This is a genomic window from Phaeospirillum tilakii (assembly GCF_042683125.1).
Taxonomy (GTDB): domain Bacteria; phylum Pseudomonadota; class Alphaproteobacteria; order Rhodospirillales; family Magnetospirillaceae; genus Phaeospirillum; species Phaeospirillum tilakii.
Genome location: NZ_JBHUIY010000019.1, coordinates 1 through 18,888, shown reverse-complemented (window position 1 = coordinate 18,888; position 18,888 = coordinate 1). Strand labels below are relative to the sequence as shown.

At 70.3% G+C, this 18,888-nt stretch carries 21 protein-coding genes; 15 read left to right on the top strand and 6 right to left on the bottom strand.

What is annotated here, in order from left to right; genetic code table 11:
• Positions 1-38: 38 nt before the first annotated feature.
• Positions 39-1,325, top strand: coding sequence for a crotonyl-CoA carboxylase/reductase (gene ccrA / locus ACFSNB_RS10700; protein WP_377316325.1), 1,287 nt, complete (start codon positions 39-41; stop codon positions 1,323-1,325).
• Between the two features lie 146 nt (positions 1,326-1,471).
• The gene (locus tag ACFSNB_RS10695) at positions 1,472-3,130 is read left to right on the top strand and encodes an acyl-CoA dehydrogenase family protein (protein WP_377316323.1); all 1,659 of its coding nucleotides are present in this window, start codon (positions 1,472-1,474) and stop codon (positions 3,128-3,130) included.
• 347 nt (positions 3,131-3,477) lie between these two features.
• Here the strand turns inward: ACFSNB_RS10695 and ACFSNB_RS10690 are convergent, their stop codons facing one another.
• The gene (locus tag ACFSNB_RS10690; RefSeq protein ID WP_377316321.1) at positions 3,478-4,401 is read right to left on the bottom strand and encodes a LysR family transcriptional regulator; all 924 of its coding nucleotides are present in this window, start codon (positions 4,399-4,401) and stop codon (positions 3,478-3,480) included.
• 104 nt (positions 4,402-4,505) lie between these two features.
• On the opposite strand from ACFSNB_RS10690, the gene ACFSNB_RS10685 reads away from it, so the two are divergent.
• Positions 4,506-5,126, top strand: coding sequence for an FMN-dependent NADH-azoreductase (locus tag ACFSNB_RS10685; protein WP_377316319.1), 621 nt, complete (start codon positions 4,506-4,508; stop codon positions 5,124-5,126).
• Between the two features lie 181 nt (positions 5,127-5,307).
• Here the strand turns inward: ACFSNB_RS10685 and ACFSNB_RS10680 are convergent, their stop codons facing one another.
• Entirely contained in the window at positions 5,308-6,165 is an 858-nt protein-coding gene (locus ACFSNB_RS10680; protein WP_377316317.1) for an ATP-binding protein, read from the bottom strand.
• Between the two features lie 133 nt (positions 6,166-6,298).
• On the opposite strand from ACFSNB_RS10680, the gene ACFSNB_RS10675 reads away from it, so the two are divergent.
• A complete protein-coding gene (locus tag ACFSNB_RS10675) occupies positions 6,299-6,517 on the top strand; it encodes a DUF6898 family protein (protein ID WP_377316315.1) in 219 nt (72 codons plus the stop codon).
• Positions 6,518-6,575: 58 nt separating this feature from the next.
• On the opposite strand, the gene ACFSNB_RS10670 is transcribed toward ACFSNB_RS10675, so the two are convergent.
• On the bottom strand, positions 6,576-7,031 hold the full coding sequence (locus tag ACFSNB_RS10670) for a Ros/MucR family transcriptional regulator (protein ID WP_377316313.1): 456 nt from the start codon (positions 7,029-7,031) through the stop codon (positions 6,576-6,578).
• 372 nt (positions 7,032-7,403) lie between these two features.
• Between ACFSNB_RS10670 and rpiB the strand changes: the two genes are divergently transcribed.
• The 10 genes from rpiB (at position 7,404) to ACFSNB_RS10620 (ending at position 15,263) form a co-directional block, all read left to right on the top strand.
• Positions 7,404-7,853: a ribose 5-phosphate isomerase B gene (gene rpiB / locus ACFSNB_RS10665; protein ID WP_377316311.1), complete on the top strand. Its 450-nt coding sequence runs from the start codon at positions 7,404-7,406 to the stop codon at positions 7,851-7,853.
• Between the two features lie 52 nt (positions 7,854-7,905).
• The gene (gene glyA / locus ACFSNB_RS10660; RefSeq protein ID WP_377316309.1) at positions 7,906-9,189 is read left to right on the top strand and encodes a serine hydroxymethyltransferase; all 1,284 of its coding nucleotides are present in this window, start codon (positions 7,906-7,908) and stop codon (positions 9,187-9,189) included.
• 93 nt (positions 9,190-9,282) lie between these two features.
• Positions 9,283-9,744 (top strand): transcriptional regulator NrdR, encoded by a 462-nt coding sequence (nrdR, locus tag ACFSNB_RS10655; RefSeq protein ID WP_377316307.1) that lies wholly within the window; start codon positions 9,283-9,285, stop codon positions 9,742-9,744.
• A 22-nt stretch (positions 9,745-9,766) separates the two neighbouring features.
• Positions 9,767-10,843 (top strand): bifunctional diaminohydroxyphosphoribosylaminopyrimidine deaminase/5-amino-6-(5-phosphoribosylamino)uracil reductase RibD, encoded by a 1,077-nt coding sequence (gene ribD / locus ACFSNB_RS10650; RefSeq protein WP_377316431.1) that lies wholly within the window; start codon positions 9,767-9,769, stop codon positions 10,841-10,843.
• 23 nt (positions 10,844-10,866) lie between these two features.
• Positions 10,867-11,472: a riboflavin synthase gene (locus ACFSNB_RS10645; RefSeq protein WP_377316305.1), complete on the top strand. Its 606-nt coding sequence runs from the start codon at positions 10,867-10,869 to the stop codon at positions 11,470-11,472.
• A 4-nt stretch (positions 11,473-11,476) separates the two neighbouring features.
• A complete protein-coding gene (gene ribB, locus ACFSNB_RS10640) occupies positions 11,477-12,592 on the top strand; it encodes a 3,4-dihydroxy-2-butanone-4-phosphate synthase (RefSeq protein WP_377316303.1) in 1,116 nt (371 codons plus the stop codon).
• Between the two features lie 195 nt (positions 12,593-12,787).
• A complete protein-coding gene (locus tag ACFSNB_RS10635; protein ID WP_377316301.1) occupies positions 12,788-13,237 on the top strand; it encodes a 6,7-dimethyl-8-ribityllumazine synthase in 450 nt (149 codons plus the stop codon).
• The gene (nusB, locus tag ACFSNB_RS10630; protein ID WP_377316299.1) at positions 13,234-13,704 is read left to right on the top strand and encodes a transcription antitermination factor NusB; all 471 of its coding nucleotides are present in this window, start codon (positions 13,234-13,236) and stop codon (positions 13,702-13,704) included. The genes ACFSNB_RS10635 and nusB overlap by 4 nt, the downstream gene beginning before the upstream one ends.
• 29 nt (positions 13,705-13,733) lie before the next feature.
• Positions 13,734-14,741 (top strand): thiamine-phosphate kinase, encoded by a 1,008-nt coding sequence (gene thiL, locus ACFSNB_RS10625; RefSeq protein WP_377316297.1) that lies wholly within the window; start codon positions 13,734-13,736, stop codon positions 14,739-14,741.
• A 42-nt stretch (positions 14,742-14,783) separates the two neighbouring features.
• Positions 14,784-15,263 carry a flagellar basal body-associated protein FliL gene (locus ACFSNB_RS10620; RefSeq protein WP_377316295.1) on the top strand — a complete coding sequence of 160 codons (480 nt, stop codon included), beginning with the start codon at positions 14,784-14,786 and terminating at the stop codon, positions 15,261-15,263.
• Positions 15,264-15,346: 83 nt separating this feature from the next.
• Here ACFSNB_RS10620 and ACFSNB_RS10615 read toward each other — a convergent pair whose 3' ends face one another.
• From ACFSNB_RS10615 to ACFSNB_RS10605, 3 genes are read right to left on the bottom strand one after another with little or no spacing between them, the layout of a single operon-like run.
• A complete protein-coding gene (locus tag ACFSNB_RS10615) occupies positions 15,347-15,775 on the bottom strand; it encodes a hypothetical protein (RefSeq protein WP_377316293.1) in 429 nt (142 codons plus the stop codon).
• An 11-nt stretch (positions 15,776-15,786) separates the two neighbouring features.
• A complete protein-coding gene (locus ACFSNB_RS10610) occupies positions 15,787-16,770 on the bottom strand; it encodes a DUF6492 family protein (protein WP_377316291.1) in 984 nt (327 codons plus the stop codon).
• On the bottom strand, positions 16,767-18,302 hold the full coding sequence (locus ACFSNB_RS10605) for a GumC family protein (RefSeq protein WP_377316289.1): 1,536 nt from the start codon (positions 18,300-18,302) through the stop codon (positions 16,767-16,769). Before ACFSNB_RS10605 ends, ACFSNB_RS10610 begins: the two co-directional genes overlap by 4 nt.
• Before the next feature lie 165 nt (positions 18,303-18,467).
• Between ACFSNB_RS10605 and ACFSNB_RS10600 the strand changes: the two genes are divergently transcribed.
• On the top strand, positions 18,468-18,888 hold a 421-nt coding region (locus tag ACFSNB_RS10600), incomplete at its 3' end, for a phosphatase PAP2 family protein (RefSeq protein WP_377316287.1).

Below are 18,888 nucleotides of genomic sequence, written 5' to 3'. Positions count from 1 at the left end.
GAACCCGGGGCGTTCGCCCTCGTGCAGGGAGATCGCGCATGAACGAATCCGTCAAGCCGGCCGGGTCCGCCACGGGGACGGGGGCCAAGGATCTCTATGAAATAGGGGAGATCCCGCCGCTCGGCCATGTGCCGCGGCAGATGTATGCCTGGGCGATCCGGCGCGAGCGCCACGGCCCGCCCGAGACGGCGATGCAGGTCGAGGTGGTCGAGACGCCCTCGATCGATTCGCACGAAGTGCTGGTGATGGTGATGGCCGCCGGGGTCAATTACAACGGCGTGTGGGCCTGTCTCGGCAAGCCGATCTCGCCGTTCGACTATCACAAGGCGCCGTATCACATCGCCGGCTCGGACGCGTCGGGGGTGGTGTGGGCGGTCGGCTCGAAGGTCAAGCGTTGGAAGGTCGGCGACGAGGTGGTGGTTCACTGCAACCAGACCGACGGCGACGACGAGGAATGCAACGGCGGCGACCCGATGAACTCGCCCAGCCAGCGGATCTGGGGCTACGAGACCCCCGACGGCTCGTTCGCCCAGTTCGCCCGGGTCCAGGCCCAGCAATTGATGCCGCGCCCGCGCCACCTGACCTGGGAGGCCAGCGCCTGTTACACCCTGACGCTCGCCACCGCCTACCGCATGCTGTTCGGCCACCGCCCGCATGTGCTGCGGCCCGGCCACAATGTGCTGGTGTGGGGCGCCGCCGGCGGGCTGGGCTCGATGGCGATCCAGCTGATCGCGGTGTCGGGCGCCAACGCCATCGGCGTGGTGTCGGAGGAGGACAAGCGCGATTTCGTCCTCGGCCTGGGCGCCAAGGGGGTGATCAACCGCAAGGATTTCGATTGCTGGGGCCAGTTGCCCGATGTCGATGGCGATCCGGCCCTGTTCGCCGAGTACATGAAGAAGGTGCGCGCCTTCGGCAAGGCGATCTGGGACATCACCGGCAAGGGCAACGACGTCGATTTCGTGTTCGAACATCCCGGCGAGGCGACCTTCCCGGTCTCCTGCAACGTGGTCAAGCGCGGCGGGATGGTGGTGTTCTGCGCCGGCACCACCGGCTTCAACCTGACCTTCGACGCCCGCTTCGTCTGGATGCGGCAGAAGCGGATCCAGGGCAGCCACTTCGCCAACCTGCTTCAGGCCTCCCAGGCCAACCAGCTGGTGATCGAACGCCGGATCGACCCCTGCATGTCCGAGGTCTATGCCTGGGAAGACATCCCGCTCGCCCATATGCGGATGCTCAACAACCAGCACAAGCCGGGCAACATGGCGGTGCTGGTCCAGGCGCTGAAGCCCGGCCGTCTCACCGTCGAGGATTGCATCGAAGGTTAGGGGGGCGTTTCCCGGGCTCCGCCCGGACCCGCCAAGGGCCGCAAGGCCCTTGGAACCCTTTCCTTTCTTGCGCGCGGGGCCGGCCCGGGTCAACCGGGGCCGGGCCTTTCGCGTCGCTGAATGTCGTTTCTACCAAGGGGGCCGTCATGAGCGTTCTGTTGCCCGATCTGCTTGTCACCTGTGACGCCGCGCTGGCCGCCGCCGGGCGGATCGAGGCGCTGGCCCGCGAGCGGGTGAGCGCGCTGGTCAGCCGCGACGGCAAGCTCGCCGCCGATCTGCTCGAAAGCCATCAGGTCGCCGCCCACGGCTATGCCTGGCTCGCCACCACCGTTGCCGCCTTGCGTCAGACGCTCGGCTGGGCGCGGCGGCTCGATGCCGCCGGGCGGCTGGGCGATCTCGAATCGCTGCTGCTGCAAGCCGCATTCGGCGAATATCTCGGCCAGATCCACGGCGGCATCCCGATGAGCCAGGGCGAGATCGTCCGCCCCGGCGATCTCGGCCTCGAGTCCGCCGACCTGCACGCCCTCAGCGACCCGGCCGAGCGGCTGCTGCGCCGCCAGGGCGCCGCCGCCCCGGTGCGGCTGGCGATCGCCGCCCTGATCCGCGACGGCCATCATTTCGGCGATCCCGGGCTGGAGGACGAGACCCTGGTGCTGATCCAGGAGCAGTTCCGCCGCTTCGCCGACGCCGAGGTCGCCCCCTACGCCCACCAATGGCACCTCGCCGACCAGTTGATCCCGATCGAGGTGGTCGACAAGGTGGCCGAACTCGGGGTGTTCGGCCTGACCCTGCCCGAGGATTATGGCGGGCTCGGCCTCGGCAAGACCGCGATGTGCGTGGTGACCGAGGAATTGTCGCGCGGCTATATCGGGGTCGGCTCGCTCGGCACCCGCTCCGAGATCGCCGGCGAGCTGATCCGTCTCGGCGGCACCCCGGAGCAGAAGCAGGAATGGCTGCCCCGCATCGCCTCGGGCGAGATTCTGCCCACCGCCGTGTTCACCGAGCCCAACACCGGCTCCGACCTCGGGTCGCTGCGCACCCGGGCGGTGCGGGACGGCGACCTCTACCGCGTCACCGGGGCCAAGACCTGGATCACCCATGCCGCCCGTTCCGACCTGATGACCCTGCTGGTGCGCACCGACCCGGCCAGCGGCGATTATCGCGGCCTGTCGATGCTGCTGGCGCCCAAGCCGCGCGGCGACGAGGCCAACCCGTTCCCGGCCGAGGGGATGAGCGGCGGCGAGATCCGGGTGCTGGGCTATCGCGGCATGAAGGAATACGAACTGGGCTTCGACGGCTTCACCGTGCCGGCCGCCAACCTGCTCGGCGGCATCGAGGGGCAGGGCTTCAAGCAGCTGATGCAGACCTTTGAATCCGCCCGGATCCAGACGGCGGCCCGCGCCGTCGGCGTCGCCCAGGCGGCGCTGGAGACCGGGTTGCGCTACGCCACCGAGCGGGTCCAGTTCGGCAAGCCGATCTACGATTTCCCCCGCGTCGGCGGCAAGCTGGCCTGGATGGCGGTCGAAACCATGGTGGCGCGCCAGTTGACCTATTTCGCCGCCCAGGAAAAGGACCACGACCACCGCTGCGACATCGAGGCGGGGATGGCCAAGCTGCTGGCCGCCCGCGTCGCCTGGGCCAATGCCGACAACGCCCTTCAGGTCCATGGCGGCAATGGCTACGCCGAGGAATATCCGGTCAGCCGCCTGCTGTGCGACGCCCGCATCCTCAACATCTTCGAGGGGGCGGCCGAGATCCAGGCCCAGGTGATCGCCCGCGGTCTGCTCGGCGGCGCCCGGGGGTGATCGGCGGGGCTGCCGCCCCGCGCGCTTCGCGCGCACTCGCAACGAATCAGCGGGGCTGCCGCCCCGCGCCCCGCTTGGGGCGATGCCCCAAACCCCCTTTCTTTTATCAATAAAGACAAAGGGGGTCCGGGGCATCGCCCCGGGCGGGCCGGCGGGCGGCAGCCCGCCTCAGACGTTGGTTTCAAACGCGAAACCCGCCGCCGTGGGGGGACGGCGGCGGGCTCGTGGAGGGGGAGAACCGAAGGAGATCCACTTGGACGACTTTCGAGTGGCTGATCCCGAAAGCTGATGATGAAAGACTACCTCCGGCCGCCTTACCGCACCGTTTCGCCGGGATGATCTTTTTGTCATGATTCAAAACTGGGCGGTTCCCAATAGGGGCGGGGGCCGAACCGCTCGGCGAGAAAATCGACGAAGGCCCGCACCTTGGGCGACAGCGGCCGGGCCGGGGGATAGACGGCGTGGATCGCCCCCTCCTGGCGCAGATAGGGATCGAGCAGGCTGACCAGGGTGCCGGCGGCGAGGTCGGGGCCGACCAGGAAGCTCGGCAGCGGGGCCAGCCCGACCCCGGCCAGCGCGGCGAGGCGCAGCGCGTCGCCATTGTTGACCCGCAGCCGGGCCTTGATCCGCACCGGCCAGGGCCGGCCGCTGGCGGGATCGACGAAGCTCCAATCCTCCTGCGGCGACAGGTTGCTGTAGCCGAGGCAGGGCAGGCGGGCGAGATCGTCCGGCGTGCGCGGTGTCCCGTAGGCGGCGAGGAAGGCCGGGCTGGCGCACAGCACCCGCCGCAGCGGCGCCAGCCGGCGGGCGATCAGACTCGATTCCGCCAGCCGGCCGATCCGCACCGCGAGGTCGAACCCTTCCTCGACCAGATCGACGAAGCGGTCGTTCATCGCCATGTCGAGGTCGATCTCGGGATAACGCTCGAGAAAGGCCGGCAGCGCCGGGGCCAGATGCAAGACGCCGAAGCTCATCGGCGCCGCCACCCGCAGCCGGCCGCGCGGCGCCGCCTGCAACCGCCCGACCGAAAGGTCGGCGGCCTCCAGCTCGGCCAGGATCCGCGCCACCTGCTCGTGATAGGACCGCCCGGCCTCGGTCAGGGTCAGCGCCCGGGTGGTGCGGTGCAGCAGGCGGATCCCCAGCGCGGCCTCCAGTTCGGCCACCTGCCGGCTGAGGCGCGAGGTCGAACGGCCCAGCCGCCGCGCCGCCGCCGCGAACGAGCCGGCTTCGGCCACCGCGGCAAAGGCGGTCAGGGCGGCGAGGCGATCCATTCTTGCCGTTTCCGCAACAGTTCATCCCGGAAACGCCAGATTGTTCCCTTTCTCGCGGCGGCGCAAGCTGAGGCCAATTCCGGAACCATTCCAGGGAGCCTCCGATGACCATTCTGCGTATTGATTCCAGCCCGCTGGGCGCCGCCTCGGTGTCGCGCCTGCTGACCGATCACATCGTCGCCGCGCTGATTGCGGCCGATCCCGCCGCGACGGTGGTGACGCGCGATCTGGCCGCCGCCCCGCCCGCCCATCTCGACGCCGAGGCGCTGCCGGTGGTCAAGTTCGGCAAGACCGACGACCTGACCCCGCGCCAGCGCGCCGAGCAGGCCCTGACCAACGAGCTGGTCGAGGAATTGCTGGCCGCCGACACGGTGGTGATCGGGGCGCCGATGTACAATTTCTCGATCCCCAGCCAGCTCAAGGCCTGGATCGACCGGGTCGCCCAGCCCGGCCGCACCTTCCGTTACACCGAATCCGGTCCGGTCGGGCTGGCCGGCGGCCGCAAGGTCTACATCGCCTCGTCGCGCGGCGGCCGCTATGCCGGCACCCCGTTTGAAACCGCGCTCGATCACCAGGAAGCCTACCTGCGTGCCGTGCTCGGCTTCTTCGGCATCACCGACCCCGTGGTGATCCGCGCCGAAGGCGTCGCCCTCGGCCCCGATGCCCGCGCCGCCGCCATCGCCGCCGCCGATGCCGAGATCGCCCGCCTGATCCCGGCCCCCTGAGACCTCTTCGTTACGCGGGCTCTGCCCGCGGACCCGCCGGGGCGATGCCCCGGACCCCCTTTGTTTTCATCAATATTGATAAATCAATGAAGGGTTCGGGGAGCTTTGCTCCCCGAGCGGGCCGGCGGGCGGCAGCCCGCCTGACCAATTTATGTTTGCGCGCGAGGCGCGCGGGGCGGCCTCAGTCCAGCGTCTGTTCCAGCCGGCCGGCGAGGTCCTGGATGAACTGCCAGGCGACGCGGCCGGAGCGGGCGCCCCGGGTGACGGTCCATTCGTTGGCGGCGCGGCGCAGCTCCTCGCGTTCGATCGCGAGGCGGTGGCGGCGGGCGTAGCCCTCGACGATGGCGAAGAAGGTTTCCTGGTCGAGGTGGTGGAAGCCGAGCCACAGGCCGAAGCGGTCGGACAGCGACACCTTTTCCTCGATCGCCTCGCCGGGATTGATCGCGGTGGCGCGTTCATTGTCGATCATGTCGCGCGCCATCAGGTGGCGGCGGTTGGAGGTGGCGTAGAACACCACGTTGGTCGGCCGGCCCTCGATGCCGCCTTCCAGCACTGCCTTCAGCGACTTGTAGGCGTCGTCCTGCTGGTCGAACGACAGATCGTCGCAGAACAGGATCGAACGGCGGCCGCTGTCGCGCAGCAGATGCAGGCAGCGGGGCAGGGTGGGGATGTCCTCGCGGTGGATCTCGACCAGGGCCAGGGCGCGGGGGGTCTCGGCGTTGATGGTGGCGTGGACCGCCTTGACCAGCGAGCTCTTGCCGGTGCCGCGCGCGCCCCACAGCAGGGCGTTGTTGGCCGGCAGGCCCCGGGCGAAGCGGCGGGTGTTGGCCAGCAGCTGCTCGCGCTGGGATTCGATCCCCTGCAACAGGTCGATCTCGACCCGGTTGACGCTGGCGATCGGCTCCAGCCGGTCGGGATCGGGCGACCAGACGAAGGCGTCGGCGGCGGCGAGGTCGCTGGGGGCCGGCGGCGGCGGGGCGAGGCGTTCGAGCGCCTCGGCGATGCGCAGCAGCAGGGCGGTGTCGGTGGGAGCGGTCATGGCGGTCGGTCTCGGCGAAGGGGGGAGCTTACGGATGGACGCAGGCGGCGAAGGGTATCATCCTGGCCGCCTCAGGCAAGGGCGGCACCCCGGCGGACGGCGCGGGGCCGGCCTGCGGCGACGGGAGGGCCGGATGGCGATCGAGGGCGAGGTGTTGTTCGAGTTCCGCCGCGTCGGCGCCCTGGTCAAGGTGTCGGCCTTCCATGTGCCGACGATGACCGAGGTGTCGCTGTCGATGCCGGCCAATGCCGGCGAGACGCTGATGCGTCTCCAGGTGCTGCGGCGGCTGGATTATGTCCTCGCCCGCCGTCGGGACGGGGGCCGGGCGGCGGAGGAAGACGGCTTCGCCTGAGCCGCCGCCCCCGGGGCGCTCCCGCCTCCGGCATCCGGAGGCGGGGGAGGCAAAAGGATCAGCGGCGGCCGCGCCGCGGGGTCTCTTCGTCGCTCTCGCTGCCCTTGCGGCCAAGGCCGATTTTCTTGGCGAAATCGGAACGCTGGGCGGCGTAGTTCGGCGCCACCATCGGGTAATCGGGCGGCAGGCCCCACTTGGCGCGATATTCGTCGGGGGTGATGTTGTAGGTGGTGCGCAGGTGCCGCTTCAACATCTTGAGCTTTTTGCCGTCTTCCAGGCAGATGATGTAATCGGGGGTCACCGAGCGCTTGACCGGGATCGCCGGCTTGGGCGCCTCCGGCTTGGTTTCGGCCGGGGCGCTGTCGAGAGAGGACAGCGAGCCGTAGACCGTATTGATCAGGTCGGGGAGCTGTCCGGCCGGAATCGGGTTCTTGCCGACATAAGCCGCAACCACGTCGACGGCCATACGCAGCAGATCATCGCGATTGGTCTTTTCCGGGGGCGTGTCGCTCATCTTTTTGTCCGCCAGTTATCGTTGTTGGGTTGGGCATATTGAAGACAGGGTGAAGCAACCGTGTCAATTCAAAACTTCCATCGGCGAATAACGAATTCTTGCGACAATGCCACCTGTCAGTAATCATCGCCGCCCCAAGACGCAAATCGGTCAGTCTCTCTGTCCGTTTTTCGTGTTCTATTGAAGGCGGAACGGTGGCGAAAGCTGGGCAGGACAGCGCGGGTGCCCAATGGCGCGGCAGGCGTGGCCGGGCGGCGGCGGCGGGCGCGGCGGCGGCCCGTGGCGCATGCCCCAGCAACTGGTGGCGCATTGGCATTGCCGGGCGACATATGGTATCTAGACCGCTTCGATGACCTCGCGGAACCGGTCCGAATGCCCCAACCCATCCTCGCTCTTGCTTCCGACCATGGCGGTTTCGAAATGAAGGCGCTGCTGGCGGCCGATCTGCCGGCGCTCGGCTGGGCCGCGCTCGATCTCGGCACCGACGGCCCCGGCTCGGTCGATTACCCCGATTTCGCGCTGGCCCTGGCCCGGGCGCTGAAGGAAGGGCGGGCCGAGCGCGGCCTGCTGGTGTGCGGCACCGGCATCGGCATCTCGATCGCCGCCAACCGTCACGCCCACATCCGCGCCGCCCTGGTCCATGACGGGTTCGGGGCGCGGATGGCCCGCCAGCACAACGACGCCAACGTGCTGGTGCTGGGCGGCCGCACCACCGGGCCGGAAATCGCCCGCGAATGCCTGCGGATCTTCCTGGAAACCCCGTTCGAAGGGGGGCGCCACGCCCGCCGCGTCGCCAAGCTCGGCGAATTCGGCGAGAAATAGTCCGCGCGCGCCCTGATCGTTCCCCTCAGTACCGACGTGTGAAAGAAACCCGATGTCCAGCCAATCCACCACCGCCTTCTTCGCCACTTCCCTGGCCGACCGCGATCCCGCGATCGCCGCCGCCGTCGCCGACGAACTCGCGCGCCAGCAGGGCCAGATCGAGCTGATCGCCTCGGAAAACATCGTGTCGCGCGCGGTGCTGGAGGCCCAGGGCACGGTGCTGACCAACAAGTACGCCGAGGGCTATGCCGGCAAGCGTTACTATGGCGGCTGTGAATTCGTCGATGTGGTCGAGAAGCTGGCGATCGAGCGCGCCTGTGCCCTGTTCGGCGCCGGCTTCGCCAACGTCCAGCCCAATTCCGGCTCGCAGGCCAACCAGGGCGTCTACATGGCCCTGACCCAGCCGGGCGACGTGGTGATGGGGATGTCGCTGGCCGCCGGCGGCCACCTGACCCATGGCGCCGCCCCCAACCAGTCGGGCAAGTGGTTCAAGGCGGTGCAGTACGGCGTGCGCCAGCAGGACGCCCGCATCGATTACGCCGAGGTCGAGGAATTGGCCCGCGCCAACAAGCCGAAGCTGATCATCGCCGGCGGCTCGGCCTATCCGCGCGAGATCGACTTCGCCCGCTTCCGCGCCATCGCCGACGAGGTCGGCGCCTATTTCATGGTCGACATGGCCCACTTCGCCGGTCTGGTCGCGGGCGGGGTCTATCCCAACCCGATGCCGCACGCCCATGTCGTCACCACCACCACCCACAAGACCCTGCGCGGCCCGCGCGGCGGCATGATCCTGACCAACGACGCCGACATCGCCAAGAAGATCAATTCGGCGATCTTCCCCGGCATCCAGGGCGGCCCGCTGATGCATGTCATCGCCGGCAAGGCGGTGGCGTTCGGCGAGGCGCTGACCCCCGAGTTCAAGGCCTATGCCCGTCAGGTGGTCGACAATGCCCGCGCCCTGGCCGACACCCTGGTCAAGCGTGGCCTCGACATCGTCTCGGGCGGCACCGATTCGCACCTGATGCTGGTCGATCTGCGGCCGAAGAAGCTGACCGGCAAGGCGGCCGAGGCCAGCCTGGAGCGGGCCGGCATGACCTGCAACAAGAACGGCATCCCGTTCGACCCGGAAAAGCCGACCGTCACCTCGGGCATCCGGCTCGGCACCCCGGCGGCGACCACCCGTGGCTTCGGCATCGAGGAGTTCCGTCAGGTCGGCGAGCTGATCGGCGACGTGCTTGACGGTCTGGCCGCCAACCCCGACGACAACGGCGCGGCCGAGGCCCGGGCCCGTGCCGCCGTCGCCGATCTGTGCCGCAAGTTCCCGATCTATGGCTGATCGGCGGCCGATCGGGGAAGCGTGATCGAGGGCGGGGGCGGTTGAGGCCGTCCCCGCCTGTTTGTGTACCCGCCCGTCTGCGCGGAGGACCGTATGCGTTGCCCGTTCTGTGGCCACGACGACACCCAGGTCAAGGATTCCCGGCCGACCGAGGATAATTCGGCGATCCGGCGGCGGCGCTGCTGCCCGGCCTGCGGCTCGCGTTTCACCACCTTCGAGCGGGTGCAGATCCGGGATCTGGTGGTGGTCAAGAAGGACGGCGCCCGGGTGCCGTTCGACCGCGACAAGCTGGCCCGCTCGATCCGGGTCGCCCTGCGCAAGCGTCCGGTCGGCGAGGAACAGATCGAGCGGATCGTCAACGGCATCCACCGCCGGCTGGAAAGCCTGGGCGAGAGCGAGATCAGCTCGAAGCTGATCGGCGAGCAGGTGATGGAGGTGCTGCTCGAACTCGACAAGGTCGCCTATGTCCGCTACGCCTCGGTTTACCGCAATTTCCGCGAAGCCAAGGACTTCGAGGATTTCCTGGGGACGATGATTGGACCGGCCGCGCCCTGATCCCGCCGCCGACGCGGCCCACATGCAGGCCGCCCTCGGCCTCGCCCGGCGCGGGCTGGGGCGGGTGTGGCCCAATCCGTCGGTCGGCTGCGTCATCGTCGCCGACGGCCGGGTGGTCGGCCGCGCCCACACCCGGCCGGGCGGCCGCCCCCATGCCGAGACCGAGGCGCTGGCGATGGCCGGCGCCCTGGCTCGCGGCGCCACCGCCTATGTCACCCTGGAACCCTGCGCCCATCACGGCAAGACCCCCCCCTGCGCCGAGGCGCTGATCGCCGCCGGGATCGCCCGGGTGGTGTCGGCGCTGCGCGATCCCGATCCCCGGGTGGCCGGGCGGGGGATCGCCCTGCTGCGTCAGGCCGGGGTGGTGGTCGAGGAAGGGCTGCTCGAGGCCGAGGCGCGCGCGGTCAATGCCGGCTTCCTGGCGCGGATCGAGCTGGGCCGGCCGCTGGTGACGCTGAAGCTGGCCAGCACGCTCGACGGCCGCATCGCCACCCATGGCGGCGAAAGCCGCTGGATCACCGGCGGGGCCGCCCGCGCCGCCGCCCATCGCCTGCGCGCCGAATCCGACGCGGTGATGATCGGCAGCGGCACCGCCCTGATCGACGATCCCGATCTGACCTGCCGCCTGCCCGGGCTGGCCCACCGTTCGCCGGTGCGGGTGGTGGTGGACGGCCGGCTGCGCCTGCCGCTGACCCATCGCCTCGCCGCCACCGCGCGGGCGGTGCCGACCTGGGTGGTGACGCTCGAAGGCGGCGATGCCCAGCGCGCCCGCGCCTTCGCCGCCGCCGGGATCGAATTGTTCGAATGCCCCGCCGCCGCCGACGGCTCGGTCGATCTTGGCGCCGCGCTGGCCGCGCTGGGCCGGGCCGGGCTGACCCGGCTGCTGGTCGAGGGCGGCGCCCGGCTGGCGGCGGCGCTGGTGCGCGACCGGCTGGTCGATCGGCTGGTGTGGTTCCGCGCCCCCCGCCTGATCGGCGGCGACGGGCTGGCGGCGCTGACCGGCTTCGGGGTCGATCATCTGTCCCAGACCCCCCATTTCGAGCGGATCGAGGCGGTGCCGGTCGGTGCCGACCTGATGGAAACCTATTCCCGCATCTGACAGCAAGAAGGACCTGACCAGCCATGTTCACCGGCATCGTCACCGCGCTCGGCGAGGTGCGGCGGGTGGTTCGCGCCCCCGGGCGCGAGACCCGGTTCGAGATCGCCAGCGGCTACGACCCCGCCACGATCGCGATCGGCGCCTCGATCGCCCATAACGGCGTCTGTCTCACCGTGGTCGAGACCGGGCCGGGCTGGCACGCGGTCGAGGCCTCGGCCGAGACCCTCGGCTGCACCACTTTGGGCGGCTGGCAGGAAGGCAGCCCGGTCAATCTCGAACGCGCGCTGCGCCTTGGCGACGAAATGGGCGGCCATCAGGTCTCCGGCCATGTCGACGGGCTGGCCCGGGTCGCGGCGATCCGCCCCGACGGCGAATCCAAGCGGTTCGTGTTCGCGGTGCCCGACACGCTGGCCCGCTTCATCGCCCCCAAGGGGTCGGTGGCGCTGGACGGGGTGTCGCTGACCGTCAACGAGGTCGAGGACGATGCCGAGGGGCATCGCTTCGGCGTCAACATCATCCCCCACACCCAGGCGGTGACCACCTTCGGTCGCTATCGTCCGGGTGACGCGGTGAATCTGGAAATCGACATGCTGGCGCGCTACGTCGCCCGGCTGCTGCAAAAGGACTGACACGGTGGTATCGGCTTATCGGGACTATCTGTCGAGCATCGACGAGATCATCGCGGACGCCCGCGCGGGGCGGCCCTTCATCCTGGTCGATGACGAGGACCGCGAGAACGAAGGCGACCTGATCATTCCGGCCGAGTTCGCCAATGCCGAGACGATCAATTTCATGGTCAAGCATTGTCGCGGGCTGGTCTGTCTGGCGCTGACCCGCGAGCGGGTCGATCAGCTTGGCCTCAAGCTGATGAACTCGGACAACCGCTCGCGGCTGCAAACCGCCTTCACCGTCTCGATCGAGGCGCGCGAGGGGGTCACCACCGGCATTTCCGCCGCCGACCGCGCCCACACCGTCGCCACCGCGATCGATCCGGCCAAGGGCGCCGCCGACATCGTCTCGCCCGGCCACGTCTTCCCGCTGGTGGCGCGCCAGGGCGGCGTGCTGGTGCGGGCCGGCCACACCGAGGCGGCGGTGGACATCTCCCGCCTGGCCGGGCTCAACCCGTCGGGGGTGATCTGCGAGATCATGAACGACGACGGCTCGATGGCGCGGATGCCCGACCTGATCGCCTTCGCCCAGGCGCACGGGTTCAAGGTCAGCACCGTCGCCGACCTGATCTCCTACCGCCGCCGCACCGAGCACACCGTCGAATCCCGCCTCGAAGCCCCGTTCCATTCGAAGTGGGGTGGCGACTGGCGGATGCGGGTCTACGCCAACACCGTCGATTACGCCGAGCACATCGCCCTGGTGAAGGGGACGATCGATGCCGACACCCCGGCGATGGTGCGGGTTCATGCCATCAACGTGCTCGACGACGTGCTGGGCGACCAGGGCTCGGGCAAGGCCGGCGAACTGCACCGGGCGATGGAGCTGATCGGCGATCATGGCTGCGGCGTGGTGGTGCTGGTGCGCGAACCCCGCCCGACCAGCCTGTCGGAGATGGTGCGTGCCCAGCTCGAAGGCCGGCCCTCGGTGTCGGAACTGCGCGATTATGGCGTCGGGGCCCAGATCCTGCTCGATCTCGGGGTGCGGCGGATGATCCTGCTGTCCAACACCCGGCGCTGCATCGTCGGCCTCGACGGCTATGGTCTCGCCGTGGTCGAGCAGCGGCCGATCGACGCCGCCTGACGGCGGGGCTGCCGCCCCGCGCCCCGCTTGGGGCGAGCCCCAAACCCCCTTATTTTCGAAAATAAAGGGGGTCCGGGGCATCGCCCCGGCCGGGTGCGGGCGGGAGCCCGCCAGAACATCTTGACTTCTGGGGCCGAGTCGCGCTCAAGGAGGGGTTTCCCCCGCACGCGCTCCGTACCCCCTAGGGAGACCCTGATGGCCCGTATCCTGATTCTCGAGGCCCGTTTCTACGATCATCTCGCCGATGGCCTGCTGGCCGGCGCTCGCGCCGAGCTGGATTCCGCCGGCCACGCCCACGATCTGGTCACCGTGCCCGGCATCTTCGAACTGCCGGCGGCGCTGGCGTTCCATCTCGCCGCGGCGGAGCGGGGCGGCGCGCCGCGCTATGACGGCTTCATCGTGCTGGGCTGCGCCATTCGCGGTGAGACCGACCATTACCACCACATCGCCACCGAGTGCGAACGCGGCCTGACCGATCTCGCGGTCGGCCACCGCCTCGCGCTGGGCAACGGGGTGCTGACCTGCCATGACGAGGCCCAGGCGCAGAACCGCGCCGATCCGGCCCGGCGCAATTTCGGCGGTCAGGCGGCGCGGGCCTGCCTGCGGATGCTGGCGCTGAAACGCGATCTGGGGCTGGCGCAATGAGCGTCAATCCCTCGGTGGCGCGCCGCAGCGCCGCCCGTCTGGTCGCGGTTCAGGTGCTGTACCAGATGGAGATGACCGGCGCCGACGTCGAGCAGGCCCTGTCCGACGACCGCGACCGCCGCGCCGAGGCGCCCCGCCGTGGCCCGATCGCCGAGCCGGATTCCTCGCTGCTCGGCCGCATCGTGCGCGGCGTCGCCGCCGACCCGACCGCGTTCGACCAGCGGATCGGCGCCGCCCTGACCGGCGACTGGACGGTGGAGCGGCTGGAGGCGGTGCTGCGGGCGATCCTGCGCGGCGGCGCCTGGGAGCTGGAAGCCCGGCCGCAGACCCCGGCGCGGGTGTGCATCTCGGAATGGGTCGATGTCGCCCATGCCTTCTATGCCGGCCCCGAGCCCGGGCTGGTCAACGCCGTGCTCGACCGCATCGGTCAGCAGCTGCGGCCGCAGGAGATGGGCCGGGGCGGCTGAGCCCCGCCTTTTGCCGCGACGGGAACGCGATGGACCAGGACAACGGCCCCGCCGCCGGGGCGGTCGATGAATTCAGCCTGATCGCCGACTTGTTCGCGCCGCTGACCCGGGGCGATCCGGCGGCGCGCGGGCTGTGCGACGACGCCGCCTTCCTGCCGGCGCGGCCGGGCTGGGACACCGTGCTGACGGTCGATGCGATGGTCGCCGGGGTGCATTTCCTCGCCGACGACCCGCCCGACCTGATTGCCCGCAAGCTGCTGCGGGTCAATCTGTCCGACCTCGCCGCCAAGGGGGCGGCGCCGGTGGGCGCGCTGCTCGCCGCCGCCTTTCCCCGCGACGTCACCCCCGACTGGCTGCGCGCCTTCGCCGCCGGGCTGGGGCGGGATCTCGCCGCCTTCGATCTGCCGCTGCTGGGCGGCGACACCGTCGCCACCCCGGGGCCGCTGACCCTGTCGCTGACCGCGCTCGGCCGGGTGCCGGCCGGCCAGGGGCTGGAACGGCGCGGCGCCCGCCCCGGCGACGAGCTGTGGGTGTCGGGCAGCATCGGCGACGGCGCGCTTGGGCTGCGCGCCGCCCGGGGCCAATTGCCGGCGCTGGCGGCGGCGGATGTCGCCTTCCTGGCGGATCGCTACCGCCTGCCGCAGCCAAGGGTGGCGCTGGGGCCGCTTCTGCGCGGGCGCGCCGGGGCGGCGATGGACATCTCCGATGGTTTGGTTCAGGATCTCGGCCATCTTTGCCGCGTTTCCGGCGTCGGCGCGCGGGTGGAGGCGGCACGGGTTCCGCTGTCGCCCCCGGCCCGCCGGGCCCTGGCCGGGGGAATGGTGACGCTGGCCGACCTGCTGTGTGGCGGCGACGATTATGAATTGCTGTTCGCCGCCCCGGCCGGGGCGGTGGCGGCGCTGGCGGCGGCGGGCGATCCGCCGCTGACCCGGATCGGCACCATCGTTGCCGGCGCGGGGGTCAGCGTGGTTGATCAACAGGGCGTGACCCTTCCCCTGACGCGGGGGGGGTGGCGGCATTTTCGCGCCGCGCCGTGACCCCCCGGGTCGGGGGGCAGCGATCCGGGGAGGGATCGAGACGTGATCCGGGTGATTTTCATCGTGGTGTCGCTGCTGCTGCTGCTGGCGGCGGTGGTGGGCGGTCTGTACTACTGGGGGGTCGATCCCCTGGCCAAGCTCGGGCTGGTCAATCCGCCGGTCGAGCGTGACGGCCCGCCGCCGCCGCCACCGGCCTCGCCGCCGGCCTATGTCGATTTCGGCCTGCTGATGGTGCCGGTGATCCAGAACCGCGAGATCCAGCGTCAGGCCGAGATGATCGTCCGGCTTGAGGTCGATTCCCGCAACAAGGAGGTGGTCGCCCGCAACCTGCCCCGGTTGCAGAACGCCTTTCTTGAGGACATGATCACCTTCCTCGGCACCAATGTCCGCCCCGACCAGCCGCTCGACACCGAGGCGATCCGCCGCCGGCTGCTGCTGATCGGCGAGCGCACCCTCGGCCCGGGCTATCTGCGCGACATCATCATCGACAACCCCACCCTCAAATCCTCCACCGGCCGGTAAGGCCCTAAAAACAGCGGAGGTCCGGAGGCGCCAGCCTCCGGGCGGGGCCGGGGCGGCAGCCCCGACCGGGGATCCTTTCGGTGTCAGGGCGTGGTTTCGGCGGTGCGCCGGCACATCGCGGTCAGGGTCTGGCAGATCCCCTGGGCGCCGTTGGGGCCGCAGATCGAGTCCGGCCGGGTGGTCGAGACGTTGAGCCGGCCATATTCCTTGCCCGACACGTCGGTCAGGATCGGCGGGTCGGCGGCGAACGGGTCGCAGGCCGAATAACGGTCGCGCGGGGCGCGGTAGCGGGCGAAATGGCTGTGGTCGGCATAAAGGTTGTCCCAGCCGAACGGCCCATGGCCGTTCCACACCGACGACACCTCGTATTGGCCGCAGGTCAGGCAGCCGAGATAATCGCGATGGAGCGGCCCGGCATAGATCTGCATCCGGGGCTGGGTCAGGGCGCTTTCCTGGGCGCCGGCACCCGACGGCGCCAGCAGCAGCGCCAGCAGGACGGCACGGACCGTCACCCCCGTCCCCATCACCCCGAGATCCGCCGCAGCAGGCCGAGGCCGCGCCGGGCCAGCGCGGCATAGATCTCGACCGCGCGGCGCAGCGGGTCGGTGTCGCGCCGGTAGGGCTGGAGCCGGATCGGCAGATAGGGCGTGAGCTTGTCCACCACCCGCGCCGGCGGCAGGTGGGTGTTGCTCTGCACCACCGCGAACAGCCCGGCGCCGTCGGGGCCGAAATGGCGCGGCGCGTCCCACTGTTCGAGATTGCGCCCGCCCTTGCCGGCATACCACACGCTGTCCTCGACATGGAGGGCGCGGCGGCCGGGCGGCGGCAGGGTGTGATAGCGTTCGATCAGCCCGGCCCGCTCGGCGTTGAGCCAGTAGAGGGTGTATTCGGTCCAGTCGATCATGTAGTGCGACAGCAGCACCCGCTTCCAGTCCTGGTGGTACAGCTCTTCCAGCCGGCACTGGAGGTCGAGCAGCAGCGGGCGGGCCAGGATCGCCGGGGTCCACCAGATCCCGTCGCGGTCGAGATGCGGCTCCTGCTCGAGCAGGCCGGCCGAGGGCCGCCACAGATGCGGCTCGCGCATCCGCGGCTGGGGATAGGTCAGGGCGCGGCCGTCGAGGATCAGGTCGTCGCGGGTGAAGGGCTGCACCGCGAACACGTCGGGGTCGAACACCATGATGAAATCGGTGTCGAGCAGCGCCGGGGCGTTGAGCTTGATGATCTGCTGGCGGTGCCAGGGGCGGATCTGGTGCGGCTGGTTGAACTCGGCGAACACCGCCATCGGCTCGGATTCATCGACCAGCTCGATCGGGAAGTCGCTCCAGGCCCGGACATACTCCCGCGCCGCCGCCATCTCGTCGTGCGGCACCACCACCAGGAAGCGGTCGAAGGTGGCGGGCGGGGTGAAGGCGCGCAGCGACGAGAACAGGATGTCGCAGCGGGCGATGTTGTCGGCGTAATGCCGGCCCCGGGTCTTGACCGGCAGGATCGCGCCGAGCCGGCTCATGTCGGGGCTCCGGCCGGGGCGGCGGGGCGCCGCCGCAGCAGGGCGGCCAGTGCCCGCAGCGCCGGGGGCGGCCGGTGCGGCGGTCCCATCGGCGCGCACAGCACCGGCAGACCGAGCCGGCGCTCGGCCTCCTCCGGGCTGAGGAAGGTCTCGCGCAGGGTCGAGCGCACCATCACCGTCAGCGCCGCCGCCAGCAGCCCGACCAGCAGGCCGATGCCGACGAACAGCAGCGGCGGGTTGCTGCGCCGGGTCGGCGGCTGCGGCGCCTGGATGATGCGGACATTGGTGCTGCTGGCGGTATCGACCTGATTCTGCTCGATCCGCGCCTGCTCCAGCTCGCGGGAGAATTTCTTGAAGCTCTCGACCAGCAGGTCGCGGTCGATCTCCATCCGCCGCAATTGGTTGGCGACCGAGATCAGGGTTTGCAGGGTGGTGGCCGCCTCGGCGCCCTGGCGTTCCAGTTCCTCCTTGCGCGCCCGCTCACCGGCGACGTCGGACGACAGCCGCATCAGCCGGTCCTGCACGGTGTCGTAATAGCTGTTGTGGCCGGTGCGCGAGGCGCTGACCAGATGGGGGGTGCGGCCGGCGATCGCCTCCTTGACGTCCTCGATCTGCTGGTCCATCTGCCGCACGAACGGGGCGCCGTCGAGATAGCGGGCGGCGAGGTCGGCGCGCCGGCTCTGCAATTGCAGCAGGGTCAGGTGCATGGTATCGACCGCGTGCGCCGCCTCGGTGTTGTCGCTGAACAGCTCGATGGTGGCGGGCACCCCGGCCGCCTCGCGGCGCAGGGTTTCGAGGGTGCTGGCATCCTGGGCGAACGAGCTGTCGTTTTCGAGGCCGCGCTGGCGCAGCAGGCTGTGCAGCGCCACCGCGCTGGCGATCTGGGCGTCGATGTTGAGGACGTTGTGGCTGCGCTGGAAGGCGATCAGCTGGGCGTTGGCCTTGTCGAGCTGGGCCCGCACCTTGTCGCGCTGGGCGACCAGGAACTCGACCCGGCCGATCGAGAACACCCCGGCGCGCTGGCGGAAATAGCGCTCGATCAGCTGTTTCAGCACCTCGGCCGCCAGCCGGGGGTCGGAATCGACATAGGACAGGTCGATGACGTTGGCGCCCTCGATCTTTTCGAGATGGAAATGGTCCTCGAAGCGGCGGAAGGCCTTCTCGATCGCCTCGGGATCGGCCGACGGCCCCAGCCGCTCGGCGACGATGGCGCGGTGCAGTTCCGGGCTGGTCAGGATCTGGGTTTCGACATTGACCACCTGGGCCGGGTCGAACGACGGCGCGGCGCGGTTGGTCTGGCGGTCGATCTGCATGTCATAATAGCCGGCATACAGGGTCAGCAGACGGGATTCGGCCCGGTAGGTCGGCGGCACCAGCAGCGCCACCAGCAGGCCCAGCAGCAGGAAGCCCGCCACCACGCTCGTCGCCGTCCAGCGGTAATAGAACAGGGTGTTGAGCAGGTCGCGGGTCGACACCTGCTGCGCGGCGGCGGTGCGGCCGGCGGGGGGCGCTGTTCTGGGCGGAGAGGGCATGACCGGTCCGTGTGCTGTCTTGGGCGACCGCCCCCGGCCCGGTCCCCGGCCGGGGCGATCCGCCGATCCGCGACCGGAGGCCTGGAGCCAATGTGGCCCATGGCGGGGGCGGTGGCAATCCCCGATCGCGGCCGGCGCGACGGCGGGGACGGACGAGGGGAACGGATGGTGGATGAGGCGGTCTGGCGGCTGATCAGCGGTTTCGGCGACAGCGGGGTGATCCTGCCATTGGTATCGGCGGTGGCGCTCTGTCTCGCCTGGGGCGGCGGCGGCCGGATCGCGCTGGCGCTGCTGCTGCCGGTGGCCGGCTGCGGCGGGGGGGTGGCCGGGCTCAAGCTGCTGTTCGGGGCCTGCGGCGGCGCCGTCGCCGGTCTGGCCCAGGCCAGCCCCAGCGGCCATGTGGCGATGAGCCTCGCGGCCTATGGCGGGCTGGCGCTGCTGCTGGCGCGGGGCGAGACGCCGGCCCGCCGGGGCATGGCGGCGGCGGCGGCGGCGCTGCTGGTCGGGCTGATCGCGCTGTCGCGGGTCCGGCTCGGCGCCCATTCGCCGGGCGAGGTGCTGGCCGGGCTCGGCCCCGGCCACGCCG

Coding starts and splice junctions, on each gene's coding strand:
- nrdR (WP_377316307.1), top strand. CDS start 9,283: ATGCGTTGCCCGTTCTGTGGCCACGACGACACCCAGGTCAAGGATTCC.
- ACFSNB_RS10635 (WP_377316301.1), top strand. CDS start 12,788: ATGGCCCGTATCCTGATTCTCGAGGCCCGTTTCTACGATCATCTCGCC.
- ACFSNB_RS10690 (WP_377316321.1), bottom strand. CDS start 4,401: ATGGATCGCCTCGCCGCCCTGACCGCCTTTGCCGCGGTGGCCGAAGCC.
- glyA (WP_377316309.1), top strand. CDS start 7,906: ATGTCCAGCCAATCCACCACCGCCTTCTTCGCCACTTCCCTGGCCGAC.
- ACFSNB_RS10695 (WP_377316323.1), top strand. CDS start 1,472: ATGAGCGTTCTGTTGCCCGATCTGCTTGTCACCTGTGACGCCGCGCTG.
- ACFSNB_RS10605 (WP_377316289.1), bottom strand. CDS start 18,302: ATGCCCTCTCCGCCCAGAACAGCGCCCCCCGCCGGCCGCACCGCCGCC.
- thiL (WP_377316297.1), top strand. CDS start 13,734: ATGGACCAGGACAACGGCCCCGCCGCCGGGGCGGTCGATGAATTCAGC.
- ribD (WP_377316431.1), top strand. CDS start 9,767: ATGCAGGCCGCCCTCGGCCTCGCCCGGCGCGGGCTGGGGCGGGTGTGG.
- ccrA (WP_377316325.1), top strand. CDS start 39: ATGAACGAATCCGTCAAGCCGGCCGGGTCCGCCACGGGGACGGGGGCC.
- ACFSNB_RS10610 (WP_377316291.1), bottom strand. CDS start 16,770: ATGAGCCGGCTCGGCGCGATCCTGCCGGTCAAGACCCGGGGCCGGCAT.
- ACFSNB_RS10680 (WP_377316317.1), bottom strand. CDS start 6,165: ATGACCGCTCCCACCGACACCGCCCTGCTGCTGCGCATCGCCGAGGCG.
- ACFSNB_RS10685 (WP_377316319.1), top strand. CDS start 4,506: ATGACCATTCTGCGTATTGATTCCAGCCCGCTGGGCGCCGCCTCGGTG.
- ACFSNB_RS10670 (WP_377316313.1), bottom strand. CDS start 7,031: ATGAGCGACACGCCCCCGGAAAAGACCAATCGCGATGATCTGCTGCGT.
- ACFSNB_RS10645 (WP_377316305.1), top strand. CDS start 10,867: ATGTTCACCGGCATCGTCACCGCGCTCGGCGAGGTGCGGCGGGTGGTT.
- rpiB (WP_377316311.1), top strand. CDS start 7,404: ATGCCCCAACCCATCCTCGCTCTTGCTTCCGACCATGGCGGTTTCGAA.
- ACFSNB_RS10675 (WP_377316315.1), top strand. CDS start 6,299: ATGGCGATCGAGGGCGAGGTGTTGTTCGAGTTCCGCCGCGTCGGCGCC.
- nusB (WP_377316299.1), top strand. CDS start 13,234: ATGAGCGTCAATCCCTCGGTGGCGCGCCGCAGCGCCGCCCGTCTGGTC.